This is a genomic window from Sphingomonas immobilis, assembly GCF_030580995.1.
Classification (GTDB): domain Bacteria; phylum Pseudomonadota; class Alphaproteobacteria; order Sphingomonadales; family Sphingomonadaceae; genus Sphingomonas; species Sphingomonas immobilis.
Genome location: NZ_JAUQSZ010000010.1, coordinates 63,034 through 89,473, shown reverse-complemented (window position 1 = coordinate 89,473; position 26,440 = coordinate 63,034). Strand labels below are relative to the sequence as shown.

At 63.8% G+C, this 26,440-nt stretch carries 26 protein-coding genes; 19 read left to right on the top strand and 7 right to left on the bottom strand.

What is annotated here, in order from left to right:
• The first annotated feature begins 163 nt into the window (after nt 1–163).
• Both Q5H94_RS14625 and rlxS read left to right on the top strand, forming a co-directional pair.
• Nucleotides 164–523, top strand: a complete 360-nt coding sequence (locus tag Q5H94_RS14625; protein WP_304562022.1) for a hypothetical protein — start codon at nt 164–166, stop codon at nt 521–523.
• A 345-nt stretch (nt 524–868) separates the two neighbouring features.
• On the top strand, nt 869–2,854 hold the full coding sequence (gene rlxS / locus Q5H94_RS14620; protein ID WP_304562021.1) for a relaxase/mobilization nuclease RlxS: 1,986 nt from the start codon (nt 869–871) through the stop codon (nt 2,852–2,854).
• 72 nt (nt 2,855–2,926) lie between these two features.
• Here the strand turns inward: rlxS and Q5H94_RS14615 are convergent, their stop codons facing one another.
• The gene (locus Q5H94_RS14615) at nt 2,927–3,121 is read right to left on the bottom strand and encodes a hypothetical protein (RefSeq protein ID WP_304562020.1); all 195 of its coding nucleotides are present in this window, start codon (nt 3,119–3,121) and stop codon (nt 2,927–2,929) included.
• 125 nt (nt 3,122–3,246) lie between these two features.
• On the opposite strand from Q5H94_RS14615, the gene Q5H94_RS14610 reads away from it, so the two are divergent.
• The 5 genes from Q5H94_RS14610 to Q5H94_RS14590 are packed head-to-tail and all read left to right on the top strand — an operon-like array spanning nt 3,247 to nt 5,705.
• Complete coding sequence (locus tag Q5H94_RS14610; RefSeq protein WP_304562019.1) at nt 3,247–3,582, top strand: thermonuclease family protein; 336 nt, start codon at nt 3,247–3,249, stop codon at nt 3,580–3,582.
• Nucleotides 3,583–3,594: 12 nt separating this feature from the next.
• Nucleotides 3,595–3,795 (top strand): hypothetical protein, encoded by a 201-nt coding sequence (locus tag Q5H94_RS14605; RefSeq protein ID WP_304562018.1) that lies wholly within the window; start codon nt 3,595–3,597, stop codon nt 3,793–3,795.
• Nucleotide 3,796: 1 nt separating this feature from the next.
• The gene (locus Q5H94_RS14600) at nt 3,797–4,453 is read left to right on the top strand and encodes an SOS response-associated peptidase family protein (RefSeq protein WP_304562017.1); all 657 of its coding nucleotides are present in this window, start codon (nt 3,797–3,799) and stop codon (nt 4,451–4,453) included.
• A gap of 56 nt (nt 4,454–4,509) precedes the next feature.
• Entirely contained in the window at nt 4,510–5,142 is a 633-nt protein-coding gene (locus Q5H94_RS14595) for an SOS response-associated peptidase (RefSeq protein ID WP_304562016.1), read from the top strand.
• 5 nt (nt 5,143–5,147) lie between these two features.
• Complete coding sequence (locus Q5H94_RS14590) at nt 5,148–5,705, top strand: HlyD family secretion protein (protein WP_304562123.1); 558 nt, start codon at nt 5,148–5,150, stop codon at nt 5,703–5,705.
• Between the two features lie 3 nt (nt 5,706–5,708).
• On the opposite strand, the gene Q5H94_RS14585 is transcribed toward Q5H94_RS14590, so the two are convergent.
• Genes Q5H94_RS14585 through Q5H94_RS14575 form a run of 3 tightly spaced genes read right to left on the bottom strand, consistent with a single transcriptional unit; the run spans nt 5,709 to nt 6,704 of the window.
• Nucleotides 5,709–6,059: a hypothetical protein gene (locus tag Q5H94_RS14585; RefSeq protein ID WP_304562015.1), complete on the bottom strand. Its 351-nt coding sequence runs from the start codon at nt 6,057–6,059 to the stop codon at nt 5,709–5,711.
• Nucleotides 6,025–6,483 (bottom strand): hypothetical protein, encoded by a 459-nt coding sequence (locus tag Q5H94_RS14580; RefSeq protein ID WP_304562014.1) that lies wholly within the window; start codon nt 6,481–6,483, stop codon nt 6,025–6,027. The genes Q5H94_RS14585 and Q5H94_RS14580 overlap by 35 nt, the downstream gene beginning before the upstream one ends.
• 5 nt (nt 6,484–6,488) lie before the next feature.
• The gene (locus Q5H94_RS14575) at nt 6,489–6,704 is read right to left on the bottom strand and encodes a hypothetical protein (protein WP_304562013.1); all 216 of its coding nucleotides are present in this window, start codon (nt 6,702–6,704) and stop codon (nt 6,489–6,491) included.
• Between the two features lie 139 nt (nt 6,705–6,843).
• On the opposite strand from Q5H94_RS14575, the gene Q5H94_RS14570 reads away from it, so the two are divergent.
• Nucleotides 6,844–7,194, top strand: a complete 351-nt coding sequence (locus tag Q5H94_RS14570) for a hypothetical protein (RefSeq protein WP_304562012.1) — start codon at nt 6,844–6,846, stop codon at nt 7,192–7,194.
• A gap of 15 nt (nt 7,195–7,209) precedes the next feature.
• On the opposite strand, the gene Q5H94_RS14565 is transcribed toward Q5H94_RS14570, so the two are convergent.
• Nucleotides 7,210–8,241, bottom strand: a complete 1,032-nt coding sequence (locus Q5H94_RS14565) for a GIY-YIG nuclease family protein (RefSeq protein WP_304562124.1) — start codon at nt 8,239–8,241, stop codon at nt 7,210–7,212.
• On the opposite strand from Q5H94_RS14565, the gene Q5H94_RS14560 reads away from it, so the two are divergent.
• The 4 genes from Q5H94_RS14560 to Q5H94_RS14545 are packed head-to-tail and all read left to right on the top strand — an operon-like array spanning nt 8,143 to nt 14,352.
• On the top strand, nt 8,143–9,273 hold the full coding sequence (locus Q5H94_RS14560) for a cysteine desulfurase family protein (RefSeq protein WP_341850112.1): 1,131 nt from the start codon (nt 8,143–8,145) through the stop codon (nt 9,271–9,273). The genes Q5H94_RS14565 and Q5H94_RS14560 overlap by 99 nt on opposite strands.
• Nucleotides 9,270–10,172, top strand: a complete 903-nt coding sequence (locus Q5H94_RS14555; protein ID WP_304562011.1) for a DUF4007 family protein — start codon at nt 9,270–9,272, stop codon at nt 10,170–10,172. The genes Q5H94_RS14560 and Q5H94_RS14555 overlap by 4 nt, the downstream gene beginning before the upstream one ends.
• Nucleotides 10,169–13,555 carry a hypothetical protein gene (locus Q5H94_RS14550; RefSeq protein ID WP_304562010.1) on the top strand — a complete coding sequence of 1,129 codons (3,387 nt, stop codon included), beginning with the start codon at nt 10,169–10,171 and terminating at the stop codon, nt 13,553–13,555. Before Q5H94_RS14555 ends, Q5H94_RS14550 begins: the two co-directional genes overlap by 4 nt.
• Nucleotides 13,552–14,352 (top strand): phosphoadenosine phosphosulfate reductase family protein, encoded by an 801-nt coding sequence (locus Q5H94_RS14545; RefSeq protein WP_304562009.1) that lies wholly within the window; start codon nt 13,552–13,554, stop codon nt 14,350–14,352. The genes Q5H94_RS14550 and Q5H94_RS14545 overlap by 4 nt, the downstream gene beginning before the upstream one ends.
• 26 nt (nt 14,353–14,378) lie before the next feature.
• Here the strand turns inward: Q5H94_RS14545 and Q5H94_RS14540 are convergent, their stop codons facing one another.
• Both Q5H94_RS14540 and Q5H94_RS14535 read right to left on the bottom strand, forming a co-directional pair.
• The gene (locus Q5H94_RS14540; RefSeq protein WP_304562008.1) at nt 14,379–16,310 is read right to left on the bottom strand and encodes a hypothetical protein; all 1,932 of its coding nucleotides are present in this window, start codon (nt 16,308–16,310) and stop codon (nt 14,379–14,381) included.
• On the bottom strand, nt 16,307–18,646 hold the full coding sequence (locus Q5H94_RS14535) for a sensor histidine kinase (protein WP_304562007.1): 2,340 nt from the start codon (nt 18,644–18,646) through the stop codon (nt 16,307–16,309). The genes Q5H94_RS14540 and Q5H94_RS14535 overlap by 4 nt, the downstream gene beginning before the upstream one ends.
• Before the next feature lie 312 nt (nt 18,647–18,958).
• Between Q5H94_RS14535 and Q5H94_RS14530 the strand changes: the two genes are divergently transcribed.
• The 7 genes from Q5H94_RS14530 to trbE all read left to right on the top strand — a co-directional run bounded on the left by Q5H94_RS14530 (nt 18,959) and on the right by trbE (nt 26,430).
• Nucleotides 18,959–19,864: a nucleotidyltransferase and HEPN domain-containing protein gene (locus Q5H94_RS14530; RefSeq protein WP_304562006.1), complete on the top strand. Its 906-nt coding sequence runs from the start codon at nt 18,959–18,961 to the stop codon at nt 19,862–19,864.
• Between the two features lie 112 nt (nt 19,865–19,976).
• Entirely contained in the window at nt 19,977–21,998 is a 2,022-nt protein-coding gene (locus tag Q5H94_RS14525; RefSeq protein WP_304562005.1) for a conjugal transfer protein TraG, read from the top strand.
• Between the two features lie 2 nt (nt 21,999–22,000).
• On the top strand, nt 22,001–22,402 hold the full coding sequence (locus Q5H94_RS14520; protein ID WP_304562004.1) for a CopG family transcriptional regulator: 402 nt from the start codon (nt 22,001–22,003) through the stop codon (nt 22,400–22,402).
• 41 nt (nt 22,403–22,443) lie between these two features.
• Complete coding sequence (gene trbB, locus Q5H94_RS14515; RefSeq protein WP_304562121.1) at nt 22,444–23,397, top strand: P-type conjugative transfer ATPase TrbB; 954 nt, start codon at nt 22,444–22,446, stop codon at nt 23,395–23,397.
• A gap of 2 nt (nt 23,398–23,399) precedes the next feature.
• On the top strand, nt 23,400–23,732 hold the full coding sequence (locus Q5H94_RS14510; protein WP_304562003.1) for a TrbC/VirB2 family type IV secretion system protein: 333 nt from the start codon (nt 23,400–23,402) through the stop codon (nt 23,730–23,732).
• Complete coding sequence (locus Q5H94_RS14505) at nt 23,732–24,007, top strand: VirB3 family type IV secretion system protein (protein WP_304562002.1); 276 nt, start codon at nt 23,732–23,734, stop codon at nt 24,005–24,007. Before Q5H94_RS14510 ends, Q5H94_RS14505 begins: the two co-directional genes overlap by 1 nt.
• Nucleotides 24,001–26,430, top strand: coding sequence for a conjugal transfer protein TrbE (gene trbE / locus Q5H94_RS14500; protein ID WP_304562001.1), 2,430 nt, complete (start codon nt 24,001–24,003; stop codon nt 26,428–26,430). Before Q5H94_RS14505 ends, trbE begins: the two co-directional genes overlap by 7 nt.
• The last annotated feature ends 10 nt before the right edge of the window (nt 26,431–26,440 follow it).

Here is a 26,440-nt window from a genome sequence, read left to right as displayed (position 1 = left end):
GTGCTGCGCACGCGCTTTGTTTGTTTTCCCGTGACAAAATCGGTTCCTCCGCCGCCGCTTCGCGGTGCCTGCGCTTCGCTCCGGCAGCCCTGACAGGCACGCCGGCAACCGCCGTCGAGAGCATGTCTTCGATGAGGAAGGCGTCAATCGACAGGAGGTTCTCATGGACATGTTTCAACCGGTTTCCGATGGTGCGGATCGCGTGATGGCGACGCTCGTGGCGGGTCTCGAACTGGAGTTCGGGCAGGGCGCGGGGCGGGCGTTGGCGGAACGGTTTCTGGCGGCGGAAGAGAGCGATTTCGTCTGGGATGCACGGGTTCAGGAGCGCTGGCTCGGCAGCTACGAAGCGCTCGAAGAGGAGGATTTCGAGCTCGATCGGGTCGCGGTGATCGGGCGGCTCGATGGGCGGTGGTTCGTCGCGGTGTGCATCGTCGATGGCGATGGCAACGCACACGGCATGATCGGGCGGCGCGGGTTCGCGAAAGCAACTGCGGCTCGGAAGGCGTACGCGACATTGCACTGATCGAAGGTCGCACAGGGCCGGGGCACGGTGTCGGATGACGGCACCCGTGTCCCGGCTTCTTTTGACCTCGATGGTTGCGGGGCAGGGGGATGGAGAGACAACGGCAAGGATCGGCAGGCGGTCAGCGAAGGGTAAGGCGCGTAAGGCAAGATAAAGCTGCGACACCCCCGGTCTCGCATGTCCTTGTCTGCACATCATTTTCTCGAAAATAGGGCGGCACTGGTCCTTGCCGACCGGTGCCGTGCGGGCGCTAAGTGGCCGATCCTGCGTGGGTTTTTTGGCACCGGTTTTCACTGCACCTCTGGCGCGCAATGCTGCGCAGCAATTCACGGGAACGTGCTGGCGATGGCCGAAGAAAACGAGTTCGAACCGCGTCTCGGACGCATGCGCAGCGGCGGCGGCAAGCGGGCGCGCAAATATCTCGGCCGCGTGCTCGCGGCTGCCAATCTCGCGGGCGGCGGCGCGCTCGGTTTTGGAAGCCGAAAGAGCGGCTTCACCGGCAGCCGGATCGGTCGCGGCGCGGGCGTCGGTCGCGTGCTCGCCGCGCGTGGTTCTCGCAGCGCGTATTCGGCGCGGCGCGTCGTCGTGAAGGCGAGCCTCGTCAGGCTGGCAGGCAAGGGCGCGTCGGGCGCAGTCGCGCACCTTCGCTATTTGCAACGCGACGGCGCGACGCGCGAGGGCGCACCCGGCGCGCTCTACGGCGCCGAAACCGATGTCGCCGACGGCAAGGCGTTCCACGTGCGATGTGCCGATGATCGCCACCAGTTCCGGTTCATCGTCTCGGCCGAAGACGGCGCGGAATATGACGATCTCAAACCCCTCACGCGCCGGCTGATGACGCGGGTCGAGGAGGATCTCGGCACCAAGCTCGACTGGGTCGCGGTCGATCACTTCAATACCGGCCATCCCCACACGCATATCGTCGTACGTGGCAAGGACCATCTCGGTGCCGATCTCATCATCGCGCGCGACTATCTGACCACCGGCATGCGCGAGCGCGCGAGCGAACTGGTCGAGCTCGATCTCGGACCGCGCACGACGCACGATATCGAGGCCGGCCTGCGCACCGAAGTCGAGCAGGAACGGCTGACCTCGCTCGACCGCGCGATGCTCCGCGAGGCGGGCGAAGACCGGATCGTCACGGCGGCCGGTGGCGATGCGTTCGCTCAGGCCTTGCGCGCCGGGCGTCTCGCCAAGCTCCGCCAGCTCGGTCTTGCCGAGCCGGTCGGTGGCGCACGGTGGCAGCTCGGCGAAGGAATGGAGGACACGCTGCGGGGGCTTGGCGAGCGCGGCGACATCATTCGCACGATGCAGCGCGAGATCGGCCGCGCCGGGCTAAGCCGTGCGCCGGCGGATCAGGCGATCTACCGGCCCGCCGCCGCGAACGCCGCTCCGCTTCTCGGCCAGATCGTCGCGCGCGGCCTCGCCGACGAACATGCCGACCGTCACTATCTGCTCGTCGATGCGACCGATGGCCGCACGCATTATGTCGTGATCGGCAAGGGGGCCGAACTCGAGGCGGTTCCGCAGGGTGCGATCGTACATATAACTCCGGTGCGTGCTGAAATCCGCGAGGTCGATCGTACGATCGTGGCGGTCGCCGCCGCCAATGGCGGACGCTACGATGTTGAGGCGCACTTAAAGGTCGATCCGGGCGCGACCGAGGCGTTCGCGGGCACCCATGTCCGCCGTCTCGAAGCGATACGGCGCCTGACCGGTGGCGCGGCGCGCGATGCGGCGGGTCTCTGGACGATCGGCGAAGACCATCTCGACCGGGTCGCGGCTTATGAGGCCCGGCTTGCGCAGGACCGCCCTGTGGCGGTTGAAATCCTGTCGACCCGGCCGCTCGCCGCGCTCGTCGAAGCCGATGCCGCGACCTGGCTCGATCGCGGTCTCGTGGCAGACTGGCCGGAGACGGCGCGCGATGCCGGCTTCGGGAGCGCGCTGCGCGACGCGCAGGAGCGCCGACGGCAATGGCTGATCGCGCAGGATCTGGCCGAAGTCGACGAGGGCGTGACGCGCTACCGAGCGGGCCTGCTCGCCACGCTTCAGCGGCGGGAACTGTTGCGCGTCGCAGGCGCGCTCGCGGACGAAACCGGATTGACCTTCACCGAGGCGATGCCGGGCAGCCGGATCGAGGGCGCATTGCGCCGCCGCGTCGATCTCGTCAGCGGCCGGTTCGCATTGGTCGAGCAGTCGCGCGATTTCACGCTCGTGCCGTGGCGGCCGGTGCTCGAGCGGCAGATCGGCAAGCCTGTCTCCGGCATCCTGCGCGGCGACGGCGTCAACTGGACGCTCGGGCGGACGCGTGGCGGGCCGGTGATCGAATGACCGCGCGCGCGACGATGACCTCGCTACGCGCCGGGCGTCGCGAACGCCCGTGCGCGCGCCGTCAGCCGCGGATCAGGGGCATTTGGCGAACTTGCCTTTGGCGGTCCGGCACCGGCCATCCTTGCCCTTGGTGACGCCGGCGACGGGCTTGGCCGCCTCCGGGCATTTCATGAACTTGCCCTTGGCATCCTTGCACGGCTTGGCCGCAAGCGCGGGCGTGGAGGAGAGAGCGAGCGTTGCGACGGCGAGCATGACGATACGGATCATGGCATTTCCTTGGGGCCGAGCCATTCGGCGGGAGCGATGCTATGCCGTGGTGGACCTGGCCGCAACATCGCGCTGTTCGGGGGCATCGGTTTGGCGGATAGAGCAGGTCCGAATTCGGAGCACGGATGTTCGTTTGCGATAGCCCTTATGTGATCGATGGCGACACGCTCCAGTGCAGCCATGGTCCCCGCGTGCGGCTGGCGCGGATCGACGCGCCGGAAATGCCGGGCCATTGCCGGCCGGGGCGGGATTGCGCGCCGGGAGATCCGTTCGCCTCGAAAGCCGCGCTCGTCACGCTGATCGATCGCCGCGCGCTACGCTGCGAGGCCGTTTCGGCGAGCCCGCGCGGCGGGTCGTCGCTCGACCGCTATGGCCGCACCGTTGCGCGCTGCTCGGTCAACGGCACCGATATCGGCGATTACATGATCGCGCGCGGCTTCGCTGTGCGCTGGCCGCACTGATCGCGTCGTTCGGTGGACGCGGAGACGGAACGGCAGGCCGAGGCCAGGAAAGTCCTCGCGATGTACGGCGCCGACGCGCCGGTGTTCGTAGCCGCGCGCATCGGCGCGCTCGTTTGGGCGGACGATCAAAGCGGCATCGACCGCTGGCGGCAGATCGCCGCCCGGCTCGATCGCCTGATGGTCGATCCCGGTCCGCACGGCGTGGTCCCGTAAGGTGTCACGGCTCCGCTGCCTTCGAACGTCGATCGACGCCGCCGCGGCCTATCTTGGTGCCGAGGTCGCCGCGCCGGTCGCCGCGCCGTCCTGTGTCGTCGAAGGCGATCAGGGCGTTGTCATGTTCGAAGCTGGCGGCCGAAAGCGGCTGCGATCGATGCGCTGGGGGTTCCCGCGGCTGACGCGCGAAATGCGCGTCCGTGGTGAGGATCCCGGCATCATCGGATTAGTCGCCGATCTCACCAATCCGATGTGGGAGCAGATGGTGGTCGATCCGCGCTATCGCTGCATCATCCCGATCACCCATTTCGCCAATCCCGACGGTGATGCCGGCAAGAAGACGCGGACCTGGTTTTCCTTGAACGACACGGCCGTCATGGCGTGGGCGGGATTTTGCCGGAACATCCCCGATGTCGGGCCGTGTTATGCCGGCATGACGATGGAGGCGAACAGCGCGGTCATGCCCTACAACGACCGCATGCCGGTCCTGCTCGAACAGGGCGAGATCGAGCGCTGGCTGCGCGGCGCGATCGACGATGTGATCGCGTTCCAGTTTCGGCGGCCCGTCGCGGCGGCGCGTATCGAGGTGATCCACACCGACAGTCCCTGGCGCGGCGGCGATCCGCCGCCGGCGGCGACACAGATAGATCTGATCTAGTCGGAGGCGCCCGACCCGACTGGACTCGCGCAGGTCGCCTGATAGGCTGACCGGCGATGTGCAATCTCTACACGGTCCGCAAATCGGCAGCCGAAGTTGCAGCGCATTTCCGCGTGCGCAATCCGGTCGCGTCGAACGCCGGCGAGGAGGTCTATCCCGGAACACCCGGACTCGTCGTGCGCGAGGCGGATGGCGAACGCATCCTGCAGTCGATGACCTGGGGCTTTCCCTTGCGGTTGAAGACGATGGCGCCGACCGCCAAGCCCAAGCCCGTGAACAACATCGCCGATCTCGCCAAGCCAATGTGGAAGGGGCTCGCGGCGAGGCCGCAATGGCGGTGCCTGATCCCGCTCACCGCGTTCGCGGAAGCTGAAGGCCCGAAGGGCGCCAAGACCCGCACATGGTTCTCGGTTACCGATCAGCCGATCTTCGCTTGGGCTGGATTGTGGCGCGAGAGCGCGGAATGGGGACCGGTCTATTCGGGGGTGATGACCGATTGCAACGAGGCGATCCGGCCGGTGCATGACCGAATGCCTGTGCTGCTGCACGCCGATGAATGGGATCAGTGGCTGCACGGTTCCTACGACGATGCCTTGGCCTTTCAGGCGCGCTGCTTTCCCGACGCGCTGATTGCGATGGAGCGCACCGACGAACTCTGGGTGAAGCGGAAGACCGCGCCGATCGTTTGAGGGCGATGGCAGCAAGCAAGAAACTCAAGGTCTACCGGACGCCGATCGGCTTCCACGATGCCTATGTCGCCGCGCCAAGCCAGAAGGCAGCGCTCGAAGCCTGGGGCTCGTCGCACAATCTGTTCGCGCGCGGCATCGCCGAGATCGTCGAAGATCCCGCGCTGACCAAGGAACCGCTCGACAATCCCGGCAGGGTCATCAAGCGGTCGCGCGGAACGACTGCAGAGCAGATCGCGGCGCTGCTGCCTGCGAAGCAGTCGGCATCTGAGAAGGGGTCGGACGACGCGCCCGATGTCGCCAAACCTGAGTCGCGATCGCGGCGCGCGGCAAAGCCCAAACCGCGGCCATCGCACGACGCTGTCGATGCTGCTGAAGCGGATTTCGCAGAACTGGCGGACCGGCATGCCGAAGCTGATCGCGCGCTGAAGGCGGAACAGGCAGCGCTCGACCGGCGTCGCGCAGAGCTGGAAAAGGCGCAGGCAGCTGAGCGTGAAAAAGCTCAGGCCGCGCTCGACCGCGCCGAAGCCAAATACGCGGCCGCCATCCGCAAATGGAAGGGCTAGCGTCTAGCTGCGGAACCGGCTCACCGCGCGTTTCCATTCGTGATCGCCAGGCAGAGGGAGATGTGTAACGGTCGGAGACTCGCGCACCGCCACGATCCGGATGCCGCGTCGACCGCACCCTGTGCATTTCATGCGCTCGCCCGCATAATCGAAATGATCCGACCAATGTTTGCGCTGGAACAGCCACCAGAGCGCGGCTGCATGAAAGATCGCCACATGCTCGCAGGACGGGCACCGCGCCTTGATGGTGTGATGAAAGGCCGCGGCCTCGAACAATGTCGTCGGCACCTGGCCGCCATGCTGGTCGTATCGGCCCACGTTATGCGACGGCGCGCAGGCGCGGACCGCGGGCATCTGGCGCGGCGCTCAGGTTGAGCGCGCCAAGTCCGTCCTGGCGCACCACGCGGATCATCGCCTGCGGCCAATCGGGAAAAATGGCGCGGGCCTTTGCCGATATCAGCGTTACAGGTGGCAGGTCGATGAGATGGACCGCGTCATATCCGCACCAGAGTTCCGGCGGGATGCGGCCAAGGCGGTACGTATCGGCGACCACGAGCACGACAGCCGGATGCAGCCTCTTCTGCCCGGCGATGAAGCGGGCGAGGCAGATCGGCCGTTGCTGTTGCATCAACCGGTCGTATTCCTCCGCGCTGTCCGTCTGAAAGACGCGGTCCCCATCGATCTCGCCGATGTGGAACGTCCACCGGCCGTAGGGGAAGGTCCGCTTCTTGATCGGCCATCGATGCGCCAACCAATTGATCCGTTCGATCGCATCCATGCGCTTCAGGCGAGCGCCGGGTCCGTCGCGAACAGCGAGGGCTGGATGGTCCGGTCGACCAGTACGGCACGCGCCTGCTGCGCGGCGCCGACCGCCTGGCGATAATGGACCGTCCCATAGCGTTCGGCGTCGTCGAACCCGACTGGCGCCCAGTCCTCGCTCGGGTAGCAGGCGTCGTAAATCACGCGCGCAGCCGCACGCAGTTGCAGATCGTGCTGCATTCCTAAGCTCCATGACTGTCGAATCGCCCGATTGGCGGCGGCACACTGGCTAGAACGAAATTAGAACATCGCGCAAGCGAAGTGTTCCTGATATGTTTCGTTTCCGCGAGTCGCTTGGCGACGCCATGGAGATGAAACGATGGGCTATAACGAGGATCAGCTTGAGCAGATGAAGATGAGCCAGGCGCTCGCTTACACCGCCGTCATGGGAGCGCTGACCAGCCTCCATGCGATGCCGGAGGAGGGGCCGGGTGCCGGCGCGATCGATTTTTTCCCGACGATCGACGGCCTGCTGCAGGTGATTGCGACTCTCGCGATGATGGTCGACGCATTCCCGACCAAACGCGACCAGCGTCAATTCGTTGAAACGATGCGCAAGGGTCTGCTGGCGCATTTTGTGGATGCCGAACGCGACGCGAAGCAGGGACTATTGGGCGAGAGCCGACGGCTCGACCAAATGCCTTGGGGCGGCACCGGTATGGCGCATTGAGTAACGCTTGACGGCTCAGCTCTTACCGAGCAGCATCTTTTTCACGATCTTTAGAGGCGCGTATGCGAACTCGCCGCCGAGCGACCAGCCGCGTTGATCACACTGGTCGAGTAAGGTTCGCTCGAAGGAATGCGCGTCCGCGCCAGATTTGAAATTTCTGACGCCAATTGGAATGTAGTGAATGGCCGCGCGTCTTGGCAGACCACTTGCCAGCTCCGACAGGCGGCGATCGAGATCGTTGGTTCTGCCGATCTTGACGAGCGATGCCCCGTCCACTGGCAACATGTTCGGCGCCAGAACCGAAATCGGCCCGTCAATGAGTAACAGATAGACGCTTGTAGGTCCGTCCGCGAAGACTGTCCTACGGGTTCCGATCACCGGGGCAGGACCGCGCGAACTTCGCTGGTGCGGCAGCCAATCTTCCGCCCTCAGTCCTCGCCTAATCCGATTGACCTCTGCGGCAAGCGCTGCGTTATTTCCGCCGAACGCCGCCCAGATTTCAGCGTCAATAGCTCCGCCAGGACGCAGACCGGAATCGCGCGAAGGCGGCGCATGCGGATCGTGCCGCCCGAAATTGCGAAGCCGCATGGCAATACCCGCGGGATTACGGAACGACGCCAATACGACCAGACCTGTCCGTCGGGCGGCCGCCCGAAGCAAAGCCGAAAGCGCTGCAACCTCAGGGTGCGCCTTGCTGGCGCGCGGCGCGCTCAAATAAAGATCCATGAGCAGAATCGTCTCGTCGCGTGTCCAGTCGGGATTGCGGCGCCGCGGCTCTGAAGAAGGCGCTTCACTGCGGGGAGCGTTCATCGTCATCCGGTGGATACAGCGCGGAATGGGCGTTTCTGCAACATGCTCGCGATTATACGCCGCACCGGGACATTCCACTGATGACCTCTGAATCTGCGTCGTGTAGCGTGGTCCCCACGATCTCGGGGCCGGCGTATTTTGACTATTTATCTCGATAATTTGGCTGCGACGCCAGTTGATCCACGTGTTGCCGATCGTCACCGCGCCGCCATGCTCGACAATCCCGGCAATGCTCATAGTGCCGAGCACGCAGTGGGCGTCGCGGCCCGGCAGGCACTGGATGCAGCGGGAGAGGCTGTCCTTCGAGCCATCGAGAGCCGTGAGGACGTCGTGACGTTCACACCCGGGGCGTCTGCCGCACTCTGGCTTGCGGTCGAGGACGCGATTGCGCGGACCGTCGGCCGCGTCGCGCGCGTCGCTGCGACCGCTGTCGAGCATCCGGCCCTGCTGTCGGCGCTACGCCACGCTGAGCGCGGCGGCCGCCTGCAGCTGACGATTCTTCCGGTCGATGCCCAGGGCGCGCCGGTGGTCGAGGCGCTCGCGACTGCGCTTCGGGATAGCGTGGATCTCGTCTGCACGATGGCCGCCAATAACGAGGTCGGCACGATCACCGATCTCGCCCACATCTGTGCAGTGGTAAGAGCTGCCGGTGCCCGGCATCTGGTCGACGCCAGCCAGGCTGCGGGGCGTCTCGCAATGCCGGCCCTGGCGAAGGCCGATCTGATTGTGGTCAGCGGTGCCAAGCTGTACGGCCCGCGGCGTAGCGGCGCGCTTATCGGTGCACTTTGCGGGCATGCAGAAACTCTTGCGCACGATGTGTTCGGCAGCCCGGACGTGCCGGCGGCGGTAGCGCTCGCCTATGCACTCGATCTGCGTGTTGCCGAACGAGACGCGGACGAAACCCGCTTGGCATACCTGCGCGACCGTCTGCAGGCAGACCTGACGGCCGCCGTACCGGATCTGCGTATCAATGGTGATCCCACTGCGCGTCTCGCCGGCAGCCTCCATATTTCCACCCCGCATCTGCCCGGTGAAGCGGTCGTGGCACGCCTTTGGGGCAAGGTTGCCGTCTCGACCGGCGCTGCCTGTCAGTCAGGTGCGCCCGGGCCGTCCCACGTGCTCTCAGCGATGGATATGCCCGATTGGGCGCGAGACGGCGCCGTCCGCATTGGCCTTGGCCGTTTCAATTCTGCAGAAGAGGTCGCGGAGGCAGGTGCGCTGATCGCATCGGCGCTTACTCTGACCTTGCCTGCTCGGAGATATGCATGAACGCCGTTGCCGCCCGCCCGCGTTTTTCGGGGCACGAGACCTTCGCTTGTCGCTTTGCCTGGTTGCCCAAGGCGGTTCGTCTGATCGCCCGCGATCCGGCAGCGCTCGTGGATGACGAGCGCGCCATCCTGGAGCTCGGTCTAGGCAAGAATATGGTGCGGTCGCTCCGGTTCTGGCTCGAGGCGTTCGGTGTGGCGTCGGCGCGGAGCGGTCGCTGGGCCTTGCTTCCGTTTGGCGACACGGTGTTTGGCGAGAACGGCCTCGATCCCTTCATCGAACGCGTGGAAACCCAATGGTTGCTTCACTGGCAGTTGAGCACCGCTGTTGAAGCCCCGCTATTCGCGTGGCGCCACATCCTGTTCAAGCGCATGCGTGCCGACTTCACGCGCTCCGAGTTGCTGTCTGAAATGCGGCTTGAAGGCGAGCGGCTCGGCTATGAGCATTCGGACGTAACCCTGCTGCAGCACGCCGATGTTTTCCTGCACAGCTATTTGGGTTCGCTCAGCGCCGCCTCACCCGAGGACGCGCTGGATGGGCCGCTGGTGGATCTCGGACTCGTGCAGCGTGCCGGACGCCGGCGCGGTGGTGTCGAGCGGATCGAGCCGGTGTTCACACTTGCGCGCGTTCCGATCGTCGACGTTGGTGCGCCGGTAGTCGATTTTGCTGTCGCCAGCTACTGGAAAGCGCGCCGGCTTGGCGAATCCGTGTTGACGTTTCGCGATCTTGCCCATGGCGAGGGTTCGCCCGGCGCCACTCTGCGCCTCGATCCTGAGGACCTGCGCGATCATCTCGAGCACACTACCGAGCTGTGGTCCTACCGCCCCTCCGGTGAGGCTGGCAACGTCACGGCTGTGGTACCGCTCGATCCAGACGCGCGCTTGCGGGAGATTTACGCATGACCACAGGTATGATCGCCGATCTGCTGGGTAACGCGGGCATGTTCTATCGCTCTGTTGCTTTGGAACGCGATGCTGCGGACCCCGGCGCCTCGCGCTCGCTGGTGCTGACGCCCTGGCTTGAGCGCGGTGCGGCGGAAATCCTGGCGGGCCTGCGCGACAAGGGAACACGACGCGCATGGCGGATCATCGGAGACTTCGGTGTCGGCAAGTCCGCGCTCGCGCTGGCTTTGGTCCAGGCGCTCGACCCGCGGGTCAGCGACCCCGCGATGCCGATGCGGCGACTGGTCGAGATAGGCGGTGGCGCGCCGCGCATGTTCCCGCTGATCGTCACGGGATCGCGCGTTGGCCTGACCGAGGGTGTACGGGCCGCGCTTGCACATGTCGCGGTGACCCCCGGTTTGCTTGCGCCGAAGACCGCGAAGGCAATCCTTGCCTGCGCGGAACCTTTCGACGCGATTATTGCGCTGCGCGACGCGCTGCGGGCGTCGGGCGCCTTTGACGGGCTGCTGCTCGTGATCGACGAGATGGGCAAGTTCCTCGAAGCCGCTAGCGATGCCCACGGGTTCGACGTCTTCCGCCTGCAGGCACTGGCCGAAGCTGCTGCGCGTTCGGGTGACGCACCGCTCGGCGTCGTGCTAATCCTCCACAAGGGCTTTCAGTCCTATGCCGAGGATTGGCGCGCCGCACGCCGCGGGGAATGGGAAAAGGTCGCGGAGCGCTTCGAGGAGCTCGTGTTCGATCATCCCTTGTCGCACACTGCCGCCTTGCTCTCGGCCGCACTCGCGATCGCGCCAATCGCGAGCGGTAGCAAAGTCCGAAAGGCCCATGACGACGCGATCAAGCGGGTACGAGCTCTCGGATGGCTTGGCCCGCGCACCGGACCCACGCCTGTGGGGTGTTGGCCCGTTCATCCGGCGGCGCTCCCGGTCATGGCGCGTTTCTTCGCGCGTCACGGCCAGAACGAGCGGTCGCTGTTCGGCTTTGCCGCCAGCGAGGAGCCGAACGGCCTGCGTGCCTTTGCCGCCACGACGCCGGTCGGGACGGACCTCTACGGCGTGCAGCACTTCTTCGATTACGTGGCATCATCGTTCGGTCACCGACTGACCTCGCGTGCCAGTTCCGGCGAGTGGGACCGGATCGCGGCCGTGCTCGACCGCGCGAGCGAGGCCGACGCTGTCGAGACCGCCGTGCTCAAGACGATCGGTATGCTCAATCTTGTCGATGCTCTCGACCTCTCCGCGACCACGGATAGCGTGCGGGCGGCCCTCGTGCCGGCTTTCACCCCGGAGGCGATCGATGATGCGGTTGCGCGGCTGGTCACGGGAGGCTTGCTGTTCCGGCGGCCCGGCCGCACCGAACTCCGGCTCTGGACCAGTCGACGTGTCGATCTGACTGCAATCTGGGCGGATGCTGCCCGCGAGGTCGATGCGCAGCACGTCCTGCGCGATCTGCCGCGCCACCTGAGCGGTCTGCCGATCCGCAGCCATGTGCTCGCACGCCGGCATTCCGTCACGAAGGGCACCAGTCGACGTTTCGCTGTCCGGTGTACGCACGCGTCCGCGCTGACGGGCTTCGAGGACCACGGTGAAGCCGATGGCGGCGTTGTCGCCGTGATCTGTGGCAACGACGAGGATCAGCGGATCGCGCGCGCCTGGGCCGCGGAGGTAACCGGCGAGCAGAGCACCATGCTGGTCGTGCCGGTGCCGGCCATGCCGGAGCTGGGGCCGATGATGCTCGATTTGCTGCGACATCGTTGGGTGGTCGCGAATGCCGGCGCCCTTCAGGAAGACGCCTTTGCCGCAGCGGAGATCGATCGCGGTATTGCCGATCTTGAGATACGGCTCGTCGCGGCGGTCGAAGCGGCGGTCGGTTTGAGCGCGCACGCGCCGTCGCGTCCTGTTCTCCTGTTTCGCAGCGGTGGCGAGCAGGCGCTCACGGTGCCGATTCACGTCACGATCTCAACCCTGTGCGATACCGTCTTCAACCGAGCGCCGCTCGTCGAGAACGAGCTCGTCAACCGGCACGCCCTCACCAGTGCCGGCGCGGGAGCCCGGCAGCGTCTCATCGAGAGCATGTTTGCTCATGCGCACGATCCCGAACTGGGGTTCGCGCCGAAGAAGAATCCTCCCGAGCGCGCCCTGTATCTGTCGCTGCTTCGACGCGGGCGTATCCACCGCGAGATCGACGGCACCTGGACGATTGCGCCGCCGCGCAGCGAGGATGACCCACTGCGCTTGCGACCCGCGCTGGATGCGATCGAGGCCCGGCTCAGCGCGGCTGATGGCCGAGTTCCGCTGGGCGATCTGTATGCTTTGGTTCGGGCAAAGCCTTATGGTGTCCGCCGCGGCCTTGCCCCGCTCTTGCTCGCGACGACCTTGGTTGCAGCCGGCCACCGCGTCGCACTGTTCGAGCGTGGCACCTATTGCACGCGCCTGGATGGCGCAGCGTTCATGCGCATCCTCAAGGGGCCGGAGCACTTCGCGCTGCAATGGGTATCGCTGGAAGGCGTGCGCGCCGATGTCTTCCGCCGACTTGCGGTTCTGCTTGACCAGCCCCCCGTCGCGAGCGGCATTCGCGTCGTGGTCGATCCGTTGATCCGCTTCGGGGTCGATCTGCCGTTCCACGTGCAGCATTCGCCGGTGCTGGGCGATACCGCGCGCGCCGTTCTTAAGGTGCTCAAGGACACGCGCAGCCCCATCGATCTCGTATTCAGCGAACTCCCGGCGGCGTGCGGCGCGGAACCGTTTGGCGCGGACACGCGTGCCGACGCGGCCCGCGCTGGCGCTTTTGTCGAGACACTTGATGCGGCGGTCGCCGAGCTGCGCGCGTGCTACCCCAAGCTCCTGGAGCGGATGCGCTCGGAGCTGCTCTTCGCGCTCGACGCGCGCGACCGGGCGGACCTGATCGAACGCGCGGCGCCACTCGGGTTCCGCGTGCGCGAAGCGGCCTTGAAAACCTTCATCCTGCGCGTCGCCGACGGCGCGCTCGGGGAGGACCCATGGACGGAGGCACTCGCGGGCGCAGTGGTCGGCAAGCCGCCGAGCCGGTGGCTCGCGCACGATGTCGACCTATGGCGCTCGCGGCTTGCCGAGCTCGCCGGCCAGTTCAACCGCGTCGAGGCGGCTGCGTTCGGAAACGGGGAGTCTGCGCGCAGCGCGGTGCGCGTTTCGCTGACCAAGGTCGATGGGCACGAGCGGTCGGTGATCGTCGATGTCGATGATCTCACCAGCGCGCAGCTGACGGTGTTCCATTCCCTGTCCCGGATGGCCAAGGAGGCTGATATCAGCCTGGACAAGGTCGCTGCCTTGTTGTCGCTTGAGGTGATGCACGAACAGGCAGGGCAGGGGGCAGACGCGCCCGTGGAGCGACAGGACCGCGCATGACACGCCATATTCTCAGTCTGTCGGGGGGCAAGGACAGCGCGGCGCTCGCCGTCTACCTGCGCGACCGCGTGCCCGACATGGAGTATATCTTCCACGATACCGGCCACGAACTTCCCGAGACGTACGATTACATGGCGCGGCTCGAAAGCCTGCTTGGCCGGCCCGTCGTGCGCACGACGCCTGAAGACACGTTCGAACACTGGCTTGCGGTCTATGGCGACATGCTGCCGTCTAACCACCGGCGCTGGTGCACCAAGATGCTCAAGCTGAAGCCGTTCGAAGCCTATATCGGCGAGGATCCCTGCATCAATTATGTAGGGCTGCGCGCCGATGAGAACCGCGTCGGCTATATCAGCACCAAGCCCAATATCACGGCGGTATATCCGTTTCAGGAAGACGGGCTTGTTCGCGCCGATATCTTCCGGATCCTGGAAGAAAGTGGGCTCGGCTTGCCGAAATACATGGACTGGGGGCGGTCGCGTTCGGGCTGCTACTTCTGCTTTTACCAGCAGAAGATCGAATGGGTCCGCATGAAGCGGAAGCACCCCGAATATTTCGAGCGCGCGAAGCTCTACGAAGTTCGCAGTGCCGCAGTGAGTAAACAGTTCACTTGGTGCGGCGGGGAATCGCTTGCCGAGCTAGAGCAGCCCGAGCGTATGGCGCAGATCGAGCGGAACCATGAGGCATCGCTCGCGCGGCGCGCGGCACGACGTGAAAATCTGCCGCTCTCAGCGGTGCTCGGCGGTGCGGATGTTGAGGTGGAAGAGCCTGAGGGGTGCTTGATCTGCAGCTTGTAAGAGCGCTTGCACTCTTGCTGCTGCGATCAATATTTCAAAACAATGATGATGACGCCGTCGGCTGAGGCCGTAACTGCCGTGTCGCGCCTGCTAAGCAGATCCACACGAAGGTAATCGTTGATGCCGTGAGAATTAGGTGGCCTTCGTGAGACCATCGTGACGAGCTGATTCATGCGATCCAGCAAGCCTTGGGCCTTGGTCCGCGTCGCGGCTGCGCGATCGGCCGAAGTCACAGTTTGCTGCAGAACCGATCTAAAATGAGTTAGGAATGCACCAGTGAAGAAGACTGGCTGCTTCGACGGCTCCTTCCCAGTCTGGGGAGACTGAAACGCAAACGCACTTTTAGCATCGAAAGGCTCACCTAGTTCAATCAGCGCTCCGGCTTCCCGTACGCAAATCTTTCCCGCAAGAGGTTCAAAGATAGCGGGCGCCTTGAGCAGACCAACCCGCGCGAACGAAGAAAGGTATTGTGACTGCAGTGACAGGAAATGCTCAGCTTTAAGCCGTCCAAGCCAAATCCGCTTTTTTGCCTTAATATCCTGTCGTAGCGTTTTCAGGGGCAGGGCTTGAGGATGCTTGAGTTCCCAATCCACTTCGTAAAATTTTCCATTCAAGATTACCATCTGCGGATCAAGTTGATGTTTGTGGTAAGTCGGCCGAAGAGTACCCTGCAGCATTAGTACGGCAGTCGCTGCGGGCTCTCCGCCGTTTCGGCTCATCAAATCGCAGATTGGGGTCATTACAGCGGTAATAGTGCGCCCATAGAGCGGAGTTGCTGAACTTTTTGGCAAAGTGCCCTCTAAGAAGAGATCGCCTGAAAGCGGCAACGTATCGTCGGGACCACGGTAGCCTCGGTCTTGGGTAGTGCGCGTGGCGTTATAAAGCTCTGCCATTGCGTTAGATGGGGCTTCAATAAAATGGCTCGGAACATCGGCAAACGGGTTGGGCCGATCGGTCGTCGGTGTATGTTTTGAGAAAGCGCACATCACCCGTTCCGCCACTGCGCCAGCGACGACCTCTTTGATATAATCTTCCACGGGTTGCCCTTCCGCTTGAAGGCTTAGCTCATAGAGTCGGGCAAAATCAGCGATTTCCAGTCCGATGAGCCGATCTGCAACCCAGTTGCGGGCTTCTTCAATGACGATCGGCAGTGCCTTGCGGAGCGGTTCGAGGACGGCGCTCGCTCGGCAGGTTCTGAAAATCTCTGCGATCGCTAACAGATCCTGTGGGTCCGCGCGCTCAATCGCCTGCTTCTGCACGAAGCGAAAGCGAGAGGCTGTCTGGGTGGTTTTTTTACGGAAATTTTGCGCAATTTGCTGCGTACCGAGCGAAGATATCAGGATGAATGCTGGCGCGACCGAGCCGATATCCCCGGCCGTTTGCTGCCTTACGTCTTCGAGGTAGCGCGTCGCTCGCTCGCGCGCGCGATCCAGCGCAGATCTGGGCGTCACACCCGGAGCAGGGTTTGGTGGGATGTCGGACGACAAAAAAAGATCGAGAAATACAACGTTTGCTTGAGCGACGAGGGCGGGCTCGGGGTCTGCTCCGAGCTTCATGACGCGTACCTTCGTTGCCGCCAGCAACGCCTCTAGCGGACGTAATTGCTGGAGCTTGCTAATCCTGTCCTGACTGACGTCTGAGAACAAAATTTCCAAACTCTGGATCACCTCCTCCGTCATCGCTGCGGCCGTCACCACGCCGACGTTGAGGTTCCAAAGCCGATCGATCAGGTCTGCCCTGTTTGCAAAATTCTCCCAGTCATCCAGGTCGGCTTCCACAAACATGCTCGAGGCGGCAAGTGATGCAATTCTCTGGGGATTATCCTCCATCGACTGAACGAAGCGATTGAATGCGTCCTCGGAAATCTCGTCGCCGCGCGGCGGATCATAAGCGTCGTCGACAATGGCGAGCAGTTCGACGCCCCCGACTTGTGCTGCAGTTGCGAGGCTATCGCTCATTTCGATTTTCCGCTGAGGTCGAGGGAGAAACGGCGCCAGATTTCGGCAGTCGGGTCGCCGACAAGTTGCAGTGTCCACCCGTGATACTCTGCGAGCTCCCGCGCGATATAAAGTCCGAGACCATTCCCTTCACCGGGGGGCTTCGCCGATTCAAAAGGCTTGAAAATTCTTTCTGCTTCGGTTTGCTCAATGCCGGGGCCGTTGTCGGATACTTCGATTAAGCTGGCGTCCTGATCGATATCGATATGGATTCTCGGGCGAAAACTGGGATCAATAACGGCTTGTTGCTTTAGCCAGTAGAAGGAATTCGATAGGAGGTTCTCTAAGATCTGGATCAACATTCCGCGCACGGCTCTAACTCGCCAAGGCTGCTTAACGGTACTGTTGATCGTAACTTTAACCTTGTGCCGCTCGGCCTGGGCATCACGGGCATCTACAACCTGCTGAACTAAATCCTCGATCGTAAAACCCTCTTTCGTCTGTCGACGGGACGTGCTGAGCGGATCGAGAGTTTCGATACGCTTTTGTAATGTTCGCAATTGGCTTTCTAGTGTCTGGAAGACAGCTGGCAGTTTTCCTGCAAGTTGCGATTTGTCTACTCCTTCGAGGGTACTCAGCGTGCTACTGCTGCTTCGCCCGAGCTCGTGAAGGATAAGTTCGACCATCAAGCCTAGACCTGCGAGATGCACAAACTTTCGACGTTCATCTTTGTAGTCGTCAATGATTCCATCAACGTCGTCGATCTGCGACGCCAGAGCCTGGACAAGGCGCTCCACTTCTTTCAGAGGCCCCGCCTGTTCTGGCGCGTCGACTGCAATTTGGCGTATCTGTTTTTGGATTTCCGTCTTCGATTTCGAGACGCGCGCTTTCAGAACATCTACTGAGGTTAAGTCCTCCTGTCTGAGTTCGTCCTCGATGTTTTGGCTAAACGTCTTAAAATCCTCAAGTATCTTTTGAAGGATGCTGACCAATGCCTCTTTATATTCGTTGTCGACTAAGCCTTCCCGGTTAGTCTGTTCGACAAGGCGCCGATTGCGCCAGCTGAGATTCACGCGTCCGATGACCTGCTGGCGGTTGAGCTTATAACCTCGCCGCCCAAATGCTTTCTTGTCGAGCTGAAGCCAGTCGTCGTCGCCGCCGCCATATGGATTGATACGAAAGCCATCGCGAAACACCATCAGGCCACCAGCCCATTGCCGCACCATGGCTTGAACGTCGGACTTTGTGCCGAGCCCCTCCACGGCCGTTAGAAAAAGACGATTAAACCAAAGGAATTCGACCTTAAACGACCCAAGCTTTCGCAATACCCGCGTCGATCGAGATTTAGTGATGGAAACAAGCCGAACCTCGGGCAGCGTCGTAACTTGCTTTTTATGCGTATTAAGCCGGTAATCCATGTCGAGGACCAGCTGCGATTGTCCGTCGGGTTTATATTCGAACCTCGCCGAGACGGTCGCATGCGCCACATCAAAAAGCCGTTGAGGGATTTGCGGAAGCGTCACCTGCTGGTCGTTGTAAACGATGCGGAATAGTCGATTGCCTCGGCGTCGATCGAATGGGTCGACCATCCGCGAGAATTCGGAGTCAAGCATCTCGCCAAACTTGGCGCGTGTCCAATCTCCTTTGAGCTGGGATACGCGGATGGTAGTTCCCTGCGTGCTTTCATCGTCTTTGCGTGGGCCTCGTTCGGGAGCAACCGCCACATCTTCAAGAAGCGCGTCGGAATCGTGGCTGAATCTCGCCCAATCGATCGACAAGTCGTTCCATCGTTTCTCGCCGGCTTTACTGGTCCTTACCGAGAGATGCTCGCCTAACCGCATGACCGACAGGCGGCCGACGCCCTTGTCGCCTAGGAGCGGGCGGGACGGGTCTTCACCGCGGTCATCCCAGCCGCGCTTTTCCTCTCTCCGGGACCGCGTGCCGATCGTGAGGAAGATATTTTCGAGATCCTCAAGGGACATGCCTTCGCCATCGTCGGAAACTTCCACAAAGTTGATTTCGCGGTATCCGTCGACGAGGAATTGACGGAATTGCTGTGCATCGTGAGCACCGTCTAACGCGAGCAACATCGGACGAGCCGCGCCCGCGGGGGCGTCTGAAAAAATCCACTGCTCTATGTTACTTCGAATCTCCGCGAGAGGCAGTTCGTCATCGTCGATCAGGTCGAGAGCCTGACGATACCGCGAATACGGGAGGACCGACTGGACCTTAATCCGAACAACCGCTGAGCGAGCGTCTACGGAGTTCTTCGCCAACTCGTACAGAGCTACAGCGTCAGACCCGATCAATTCAGCGCCCAACTCGAGCAAGGTACGCGCGGTGATCTTAAACGCCATGTGAAGCACGAACCCCCGTTTGCACTGCCAGAGAGTGGCGATCGGTCGTATAAGTCAAGGCAGCTTCCTTCAATTCTAGATTCAATTTGGGAAGACAGGGCGCCTTCTCGTGTCCGGACGGGCGTTGGGCTTCACATGGGCTTGGCGAATGCGTCGTGAGCGGATGCCGCCGCCAAAGCACGGATCGGGAATACACGCGATCGTGGGAATGTCAGATCGGCATGACGTGGGCGAATATCACGTTAGCTGATAATCGAGGGGGCGCCGCTATCTGGCTTGCCATATCGCGTCCGACCGACAAAGATTCAGCGGATGAAAATGGACCTGAACCATCTGCCATCTGCTCAGCAGGATGAACTGCAGCGGGTTCAGCGTGTTCTGACAAGCGAATTTTCTGAGGCGATTTCGAAGGCGACGACGCCAAGTCGGCGCAATGGCAAAATCCTCAAGATCATCCTTTTCGGTTCGTACGCCCGTGACGACTGGGTCGATGAACCGGAGAACGGCTATCAATCCGATTTCGACCTGCTGGTGATCGTCAACCACGACGATCTCACCGATATCGCCAACTATTGGTATGTCGCCGAGGATCGGATCCTGCGCGACGCCGAGATCGCACGCCCGGTCAACATCATCGTGCATTCGCTCGATGAGGTGAACCAAGCCCTTAAGCGCGGCGAGTATTTCTGGGTCGATATCGCACGCGACGGTATCGTTCTGTACGAATTGCCTCTGCATCCGTTGGCAACGCCGATGCCGCTCACGCCGGCCGATGCGTTTCAAATGGCTGCCGGATATTTTGCTGAGTGGCTCGAGAAAATCGACAGCGCCATAAAGCTGGCTCGCTACGCAGTGTCCGAGAACGAACTGAAGGACGGTGCCTTCCTGTATCATCAAGCAGCCGAACGTGCGTACATATGCCTTCTGCTCGTGCGAACGCTCTATTTCCCACGCTCGCACAATATCAAATTCCTGCGATCGCTGGCCGAGGATAGCGAGCCGCGCCTGATCGAAGCATGGCCGCGCGACACTCGCGTCGATCGCCGCCGGTTCCAGTTGCTCAAGCGAGCCTATGTCGAGGCGCGGTACTCGACCGCCTACGAAATCACGATGGAGGAACTCGAGGCGATCCTAACCTCGGTCCGCCACCTTCGCGATCTCGTCGAGGCGATCGGTCGCGAGCGGATCGAGCAATTGCGCGAGGCGGCAGGCCTCTAAAGCCGCCAGCATAGCCGCAGCGCGCCGCACAGCGCCGCGCAACACCATGTGATTCGCAGCCCCGATCGAAGAGTCATTGCCCGTCGGCATCGTGCCCGACGGGAGCCTAATCGTGACGCCAACCAAGCTGCTGATCGGCCAAATCATCGTCGTTTTCGCGATCGTGCTCGCGGGCGTCTGGGCAGCGACACAGTGGGCCGCTGCGATGCTCGCATATCAGCCGGAGCTCGGCCGGCCATGGCTGATCGTCGGCCGCACGCCGGTCTACCAGCCGTGGGCGTTATTCTGGTGGTGGTATCACTACGATGCCTATGCGCCCCACGTCTTCGATAAGGCGGGCATGCTGGCCGGCGCGTCCGGGTTTTTCGGGGCTGGAGCTGCGATTGCGGGTTCACTGTGGCGCGCGCGCCAGCGCAGCAACGTCACGACCTATGGCTCGGCGCGCTGGGCAAGGCCGCGCGAGATCGAAAGTGCCGGCCTGCACGGTGAGCGCGGCGTGCTGCTTGGTCGGATCGGCGGACAGTATCTCCGCCATGACGGTCCCGAGCATGTCATGTCATTTGCGCCGACCCGCTCAGGCAAAGGCGTCGGTCTCGTCGTTCCGACCTTGCTGTCCTGGACCGGCTCGACCGTCGTGCATGACATCAAGGGCGAGAACTGGACGCTGACCGCCGGCTGGCGCTCGCGCTTCTCGCACTGCATGCTGTTCAACCCGACCGACGCGCGCTCGGCGCGCTACAATCCGCTGCTCGAGGTCCGCCGCGGCGCCGACGAGGTCCGGGATGTCCAGAACATTGCCGATATCCTCGTCGATCCCGAGGGCGCGCTCGAACGCCGCAATCACTGGGAGAAGACGAGCCATTCGCTGCTGGTCGGTGCGATCCTCCATGTCCTTTATGCCGAGGAGGAGAAAACGCTCGCGCGCGTCGCGACCTTCCTGTCTGACCCGCAGCGCAGCTTCGTCTCGACGCTTAAGCGGATGATGGAAACTAACCATCTCGGCAAGGCGGATGCGCCGCGCGTCCATCCCGTTATCGCCTCGGCCGCGCGCGAGCTGCTTAACAAGAGCGAGAACGAACGCTCGGGCGTGCTGTCGACCGCCATGTCGTTCCTCGGCCTTTACCGTGATCCGACCGTCGCCGAGGTCACATCGCGTTGCGACTGGCGCATCGCCGACCTGATCGAGGGCAAGCGCCCGCTGTCGCTCTATCTAGTCATCCCGCCCTCGGACATCAGCCGCACCAAGCCGCTCGTTCGTCTCGTGCTTAACCAGATCGGCCGCCGGCTCACCGAGCGGCTCGACCAGAGCGGTGTCGGCTCGGGTCGCCATCAGCTGTTGATGATGCTTGACGAGTTTCCGGCGCTCGGGCGGCTCGACTTTTTCGAAACGAGCCTCGCCTTCATGGCCGGCTACGGCATCCGCGCCTTCCTGATCGCCCAATCGCTCAACCAGATCGAGAAGGCGTACGGCGAACACAACGCCATCCTCGACAATTGCCACGTTCGCGTCGCGTTCGCCACAAACGACGAACGTACCGCCAAGCGCATTTCCGACGCGCTCGGCACCGCGACCGAACAGCGCGCGATGCGCAACTATGCCGGGCACCGGCTCGCGCCTTGGCTCGCGCATGTCATGGTCAGCCGCCAAGAGACCGCGCGCGCCCTGCTGACGCCCGGTGAGGTCATGCAACTCCCGGCGACCGACGAGCTGGTGCTGATCTCCGGCCTCGCACCGATCCGCGCGACCAAGCTGCGCTATTTCGAGGACCGAAATTTTCAGCCCCGCGTGTTGCCGGCGCCCGCGCTTTCGATCGGCAACTATGCCGACCGACCCGATCCCCGCGCTGACGATTGGGGACAATCCGCACTGCTGCCCGATCTCCGGCTCGTCGACGCGGGCGACGACGACGGTGTCGATGAGGATGGCGGCATGCAGCAGCAACGCCATCCCGGCCTCGCCGAAGAGGCGGGCGCCGCGAAGGTCGAAGTCGACCCGACGCCGCAGCAGGCGCTCGAAGACGACGACAATATTGCCGCCGATAGCCGCGCGATGGATCAGGCCCGTCAGAGCATCGCGGTGCGCGCCTACGGCATCGAAGAGGGCGCCGACCGCGACCTCATCCCGGGACTGTGACCATGAAGGTCCGCCAGAACCTTTATATCGATCGCGAGATCGCCGACGCTCTCGAAGCGATCGCGGCCGGACCCGGCGGCAACAAGTCGCGACTCGTCAACGATGCGCTCGCCGCTTGGCTCGCCCGCCGTGGCACGCGGGAACTCGACGACACCTTCAAGGTGCGGCTCGATCGTATGTCGCGCGATCTCGATCATATCCGTCGCGACACCGACGTGATCATCGAAAGCCTCGCGCTGTTCGTGCGCTATCAGCTGCTCGTCACCGCGCCATTGCCTGAGGCCGACAGCGTCGCGCTCGCGGTTGGGCTCGACCGGTTCGAGAAGTTCGTCGGGCAGGTCGGGCGTCAGCTCGCGACCGGCCGGCGCACGCTCGGTCCCGCAAAGCCGGGGAAGACGTCGTGAGCGGGGCGGCCGACACGGTCTCGGAAGGCCGGCGCCGCGCGATGCTGCGCTCGGCGATGGGACCAGAGATCACCGCCGCGCTGGCCGACCCGCTCGTGCTCGAGGTGATGATCAATCCCGATGGCGCGCTGCGGCTTGACCGGCTCGGCGAAGGCCGGACCGACACCGGCGTACGCTTCGATCCCGCGCAGGTCGAACGCATCATCCGGTTGGTCGCCAGCCATGCGCGTACGGAGGTACATGCCTCCGCGCCGATCATTTCGGCCGAACTGCCGCCGCATGGGGTCGGGGCAGGGGAGCGGTTCGAGGGCGTGCTCCCGCCCGTCAGCCTCGCGCCGTGCTTCTCGATCCGCAAGCCCGCAGCGCGGGTCTATACGCTGATGGATTACGTCAACGACGGCATCATGTCGGCGGATCTCGCGCGGCTGCTGTCGCTTGCAGTGGTCGAGCGCCGCAACATCCTCGTTGCCGGCGGGACCAGTTCGGGCAAGACGACTCTGGCCAACGCGCTGCTCGCCGAGATGGCGCATCTCGACGAGCGCGTCATCCTGATCGAGGACACGCGCGAACTCCAGTCGCCCGCACCCGATACCGTGGCGCTGCGCACGCGCACCGGCAGCGTGACGATGGCTGATCTCGTGCGCTCGACGTTGCGCCTGCGGCCTGACCGCATCATCGTCGGCGAGGTTCGCGGCGGCGAAGCCCTCGACATGCTCAAGGCCTGGAACACCGGCCATCCAGGCGGCATCGCCACGGTCCATGCCAATAGTGCCGCCTCGGCGATGCTGCGCATCGAGCAGCTCATCCAGGAAGCGGTCGTCACCGTACCGCGCCGGCTGATCGCCGATGCCATCGACATGGTCGTGTTCATCGCCGGCCGCGGCAGCGCACGCAGGATCGAGACGCTCGCGCGCGTCGCCGGGCTCGATCCGGACGGCAACTACGCCCTCGTCGACCTCAATCACGAGTTCCACCGCGCAACCCAAGGAGATTGACCATGCGCACCCTGCCTGCCGCCCGTCCCATTCACACCCGCCTCGCCTTGCTTGCGATGGGTGCGGCTATCGTCGTCACCCGGCCTGCGTTCGCCAGCGGCTCCGGCATGCCTTGGGAGCAGCCGCTCCAGCAGGTGCTGGAATCGGTGCAGGGGCCGGTCGCCAAGATCATCGCGGTGATGGTCATCATTACCACCGGCCTGACGCTAGCGTTCGGCGAGACCTCGGGCGGGTTCCGGCGCCTCATTCAGATCGTGTTCGGGCTGTCAATCGCGTTTGCCGCCTCTTCCTTCTTCCTCAGCTTCTTCAGCTTCGGCGGCGGAGCTTTGGTCTGATGGCGATCGGCGCCTCGCATCACCTCGACGGGTTCGAGGCGCCGATCCACGGCGCCCTCGGATCGCCGATCCTGCTTGGCGGCGCGCCGCGCATGATCGCGATCGTCAACGGTACGATTGCCGCCGCCGTTGGGCTCGGCCTGCAGCAATGGCTGATCGGCATCGCGCTCTGGGCCATCGGCCACAGCGTCGCCGTGTTTGCCGCCAAGCGCGATCCCGACTTCGCGCCCGTCCTTCTCCGACACATGCGTCAGCGGAGCTACCTCGCATGCTGAACCTGCGCGAATATCGTCACGCCGCCGACCGGCTCGCCGATCATCTGCCCTGGGTCGCGCTGGTCGCGCCGGGCGTGGTACTCAACAAGGACGGCAGCTTCCAACGCACGCTCGCCTTTCGCGGTCCCGATCTCGAAAGCGCGACCGAGGCCGAGCTGATCGGCATCTGCGCGCGCGCAAACAACGTGCTCAAGCGCTTCGGCACCGGCTGGGCGCTGTTCTTCGAAGCCGAGCGCGCCGCCGCGCCCGGCTATCCCGCCGCCAATTTTCCCGACGCGGCGTCCTGGCTGGTCGACGAGGAACGCCGTGCCGGCTTCGAGGCCGACGGCGTGCATTTCGAGAGCCGCTATCATCTGACGCTGACCTTCCTGCCGCCCGCAGACGCGAGCGATGCCGCCGGACGCTCGCTAGTCGAGCGCGAAGGGGAGGGGGGCCGCGACTGGCGCGCTGCGCTCGCCGCGTTCATCGCCGAGACCGACCGCGTCCTCGACTTGTTCGCGAGCTTCATGCCCGAGATGCGTGTGCTCGGCTCGGCCGACGCGCTGACCTACCTCCACGGCACGATCTCGACACACCGCCACCCGGTCGCCGTGCCCGCGACGCCGATGTATCTTGATGCGGTGCTCGCCGATACGCCGTTGGTCGGCGGGCTCGAGCCGCGCCTCGGCAACCGGCATTTGCGCACCGTCACCGTTCTCGGCTTTCCGAACGTGAGCCGGCCCGGCATCCTCGACGCACTCAACGGCACCGACTTCGACTACCGCTGGGTCACGCGCTTCATCGCGCTCGACCGCACCGACGCCACCAAGACGCTGACCAAGATCCGGCGGCAATGGTTCAACAAGCGAAAGTCGATCGCGGCGCTGCTGCGCGAGGTCATGTACAATCAGCCGACCCAGTTGCTCGACAGCGATGCCGACAACAAGGTCGCCGACGCCGATCAGGCATTGCAGGCGCTCGGCGCCGACTATGTGGCGTTCGGCTATCTCACCACCACGATCACCGTCGCCGATGTGGATCGCGCGCGCGCCGACGAAAAGGTCCGCGCGATCGAGCGCATCGTCAACGGGCTCGGCTTCACCTGCGTCCGCGAAGGCGTCAATGCGGTCGAGGCGTGGCTGTCCTCGCTGCCCGGCCACGTCTACGCCAATGTCCGCCAGCCGATCGTCCACACGCTCAACCTCGCACACCTGATGCCGCTCTCGGCGATCTGGGCCGGACCGCTCGACAATCGCCATCTGGGCGGCCCGCCACTCCTGCATGCGCAGACTGCGGGCGTCACGCCGTTCCGTCTGTCGACGCACGTTGGCGACGTCGGCCACATGCTCGTCGTCGGCCCGACCGGCGCGGGCAAATCCGTCCTTCTTGCTTTGATCGCACTGCAGTTCCGGCGCTATCCCGGTGCGCAGCTCTTCATCTTCGACAAGGGCTTTTCGGCGCGCGCCGCCGTGCTGGCGATGGGCGGCGCGCATCATGCGCTCGGCCTCGGCTCGGATGCTGGCGAAGGGCTCGCGTTCCAGCCGCTGCGCGGCATCGACGATCTCGGCGAGCGCAGCTGGGCCGCCGAATGGATCGCGGCGCTTCTCGCCCACGAGAAAGTCGCGGTCACGCCTGAGGTCAAGGACGCGGTTTGGTCGGCCCTCGGCTCACTGGCATCCGCGCCCGCCGAAGAACGCACGATGACGGGGCTCGCGCTGCTGCTCCAGTCGAATGCGCTGCGCACCGCGCTCACCGCCTATACGCTCGAGGGGCCATATGGCCGGCTGCTCGACGCCGCCGAACAGGCGCTCGCGCTCGGCGATGTCCAGTGTTTCGAGACCGAAGCGCTGATGTCGCAGGCCGGCGTCGTCGCGCCCGTCCTGACCTACCTATTCCACCGATTGGAAGAGCGGTTCGACGGTCGGCCGACGCTGCTGATTCTCGACGAAGCCTGGATCTTCCTCGACCATCCGCTTTTCGCGGCCCGCATTCGCGAATGGCTGAAGACGCTTCGCAAGAAGAACGTCGCGGTGCTGTTCGCGACCCAGAGCTTGGCCGACATCGCGGACTCGAGCATCGCGCCTGCCATCATCGAGAGTTGCCCGCAGCGGATACTGCTGCCCAACGATCGCGCGATAGAGCCGCAGTCTCGGGCTGCTTATGAGCGGTTCGGGCTCAATGACCGCCAGATCGAGCTGATCGCGCGCGCGACGCCGAAGCGGCATTATTATGTGCAATCGACCCGCGGCAACCGGCTGTTCGAGCTCGGTCTTGGGCCCGTCGCGCTCGCGCTTTGCGGTGCGTCCGATCCCGCTGACCAAGCGCAGATCGACGCACTGCTCGCCGAACACGGCGCGGTCGATTTCGCCGCCCGCTTCCTGGTTTCCCGCGATCTCGATTGGGCAGCCGCGCTGCTTGGCGAGTTCGCACCCCCGCTTCGCTGACCCCCAACCG

Bases quoted from the DNA above. Each gene is read 5' to 3' on its own strand.
- rlxS (WP_304562021.1), top strand. From the start codon at position 869: ATGGCCGAAGAAAACGAGTTCGAACCGCGTCTCGGACGCATGCGCAGC.
- Q5H94_RS14595 (WP_304562016.1), top strand. From the start codon at position 4,510: ATGTGCAATCTCTACACGGTCCGCAAATCGGCAGCCGAAGTTGCAGCG.
- Q5H94_RS14520 (WP_304562004.1), top strand. From the start codon at position 22,001: ATGAAGGTCCGCCAGAACCTTTATATCGATCGCGAGATCGCCGACGCT.
- Q5H94_RS14545 (WP_304562009.1), top strand. From the start codon at position 13,552: ATGACACGCCATATTCTCAGTCTGTCGGGGGGCAAGGACAGCGCGGCG.
- Q5H94_RS14625 (WP_304562022.1), top strand. From the start codon at position 164: ATGGACATGTTTCAACCGGTTTCCGATGGTGCGGATCGCGTGATGGCG.
- Q5H94_RS14530 (WP_304562006.1), top strand. From the start codon at position 18,959: ATGAAAATGGACCTGAACCATCTGCCATCTGCTCAGCAGGATGAACTG.
- Q5H94_RS14535 (WP_304562007.1), bottom strand. From the start codon at position 18,646: ATGGCGTTTAAGATCACCGCGCGTACCTTGCTCGAGTTGGGCGCTGAA.
- Q5H94_RS14570 (WP_304562012.1), top strand. From the start codon at position 6,844: ATGGGCTATAACGAGGATCAGCTTGAGCAGATGAAGATGAGCCAGGCG.
- Q5H94_RS14580 (WP_304562014.1), bottom strand. From the start codon at position 6,483: ATGGATGCGATCGAACGGATCAATTGGTTGGCGCATCGATGGCCGATC.
- Q5H94_RS14610 (WP_304562019.1), top strand. From the start codon at position 3,247: ATGTTCGTTTGCGATAGCCCTTATGTGATCGATGGCGACACGCTCCAG.
- Q5H94_RS14510 (WP_304562003.1), top strand. From the start codon at position 23,400: ATGCGCACCCTGCCTGCCGCCCGTCCCATTCACACCCGCCTCGCCTTG.
- Q5H94_RS14555 (WP_304562011.1), top strand. From the start codon at position 9,270: ATGAACGCCGTTGCCGCCCGCCCGCGTTTTTCGGGGCACGAGACCTTC.
- Q5H94_RS14540 (WP_304562008.1), bottom strand. From the start codon at position 16,310: ATGAGCGATAGCCTCGCAACTGCAGCACAAGTCGGGGGCGTCGAACTG.
- trbE (WP_304562001.1), top strand. From the start codon at position 24,001: ATGCTGAACCTGCGCGAATATCGTCACGCCGCCGACCGGCTCGCCGAT.
- Q5H94_RS14615 (WP_304562020.1), bottom strand. From the start codon at position 3,121: ATGATCCGTATCGTCATGCTCGCCGTCGCAACGCTCGCTCTCTCCTCC.
- Q5H94_RS14550 (WP_304562010.1), top strand. From the start codon at position 10,169: ATGACCACAGGTATGATCGCCGATCTGCTGGGTAACGCGGGCATGTTC.
- Q5H94_RS14585 (WP_304562015.1), bottom strand. From the start codon at position 6,059: ATGCCCGCGGTCCGCGCCTGCGCGCCGTCGCATAACGTGGGCCGATAC.
- trbB (WP_304562121.1), top strand. From the start codon at position 22,444: ATGCTGCGCTCGGCGATGGGACCAGAGATCACCGCCGCGCTGGCCGAC.
- Q5H94_RS14590 (WP_304562123.1), top strand. From the start codon at position 5,148: ATGGCAGCAAGCAAGAAACTCAAGGTCTACCGGACGCCGATCGGCTTC.
- Q5H94_RS14505 (WP_304562002.1), top strand. From the start codon at position 23,732: ATGGCGATCGGCGCCTCGCATCACCTCGACGGGTTCGAGGCGCCGATC.
- Q5H94_RS14565 (WP_304562124.1), bottom strand. From the start codon at position 8,241: ATGAGCATTGCCGGGATTGTCGAGCATGGCGGCGCGGTGACGATCGGC.
- Q5H94_RS14575 (WP_304562013.1), bottom strand. From the start codon at position 6,704: ATGCAGCACGATCTGCAACTGCGTGCGGCTGCGCGCGTGATTTACGAC.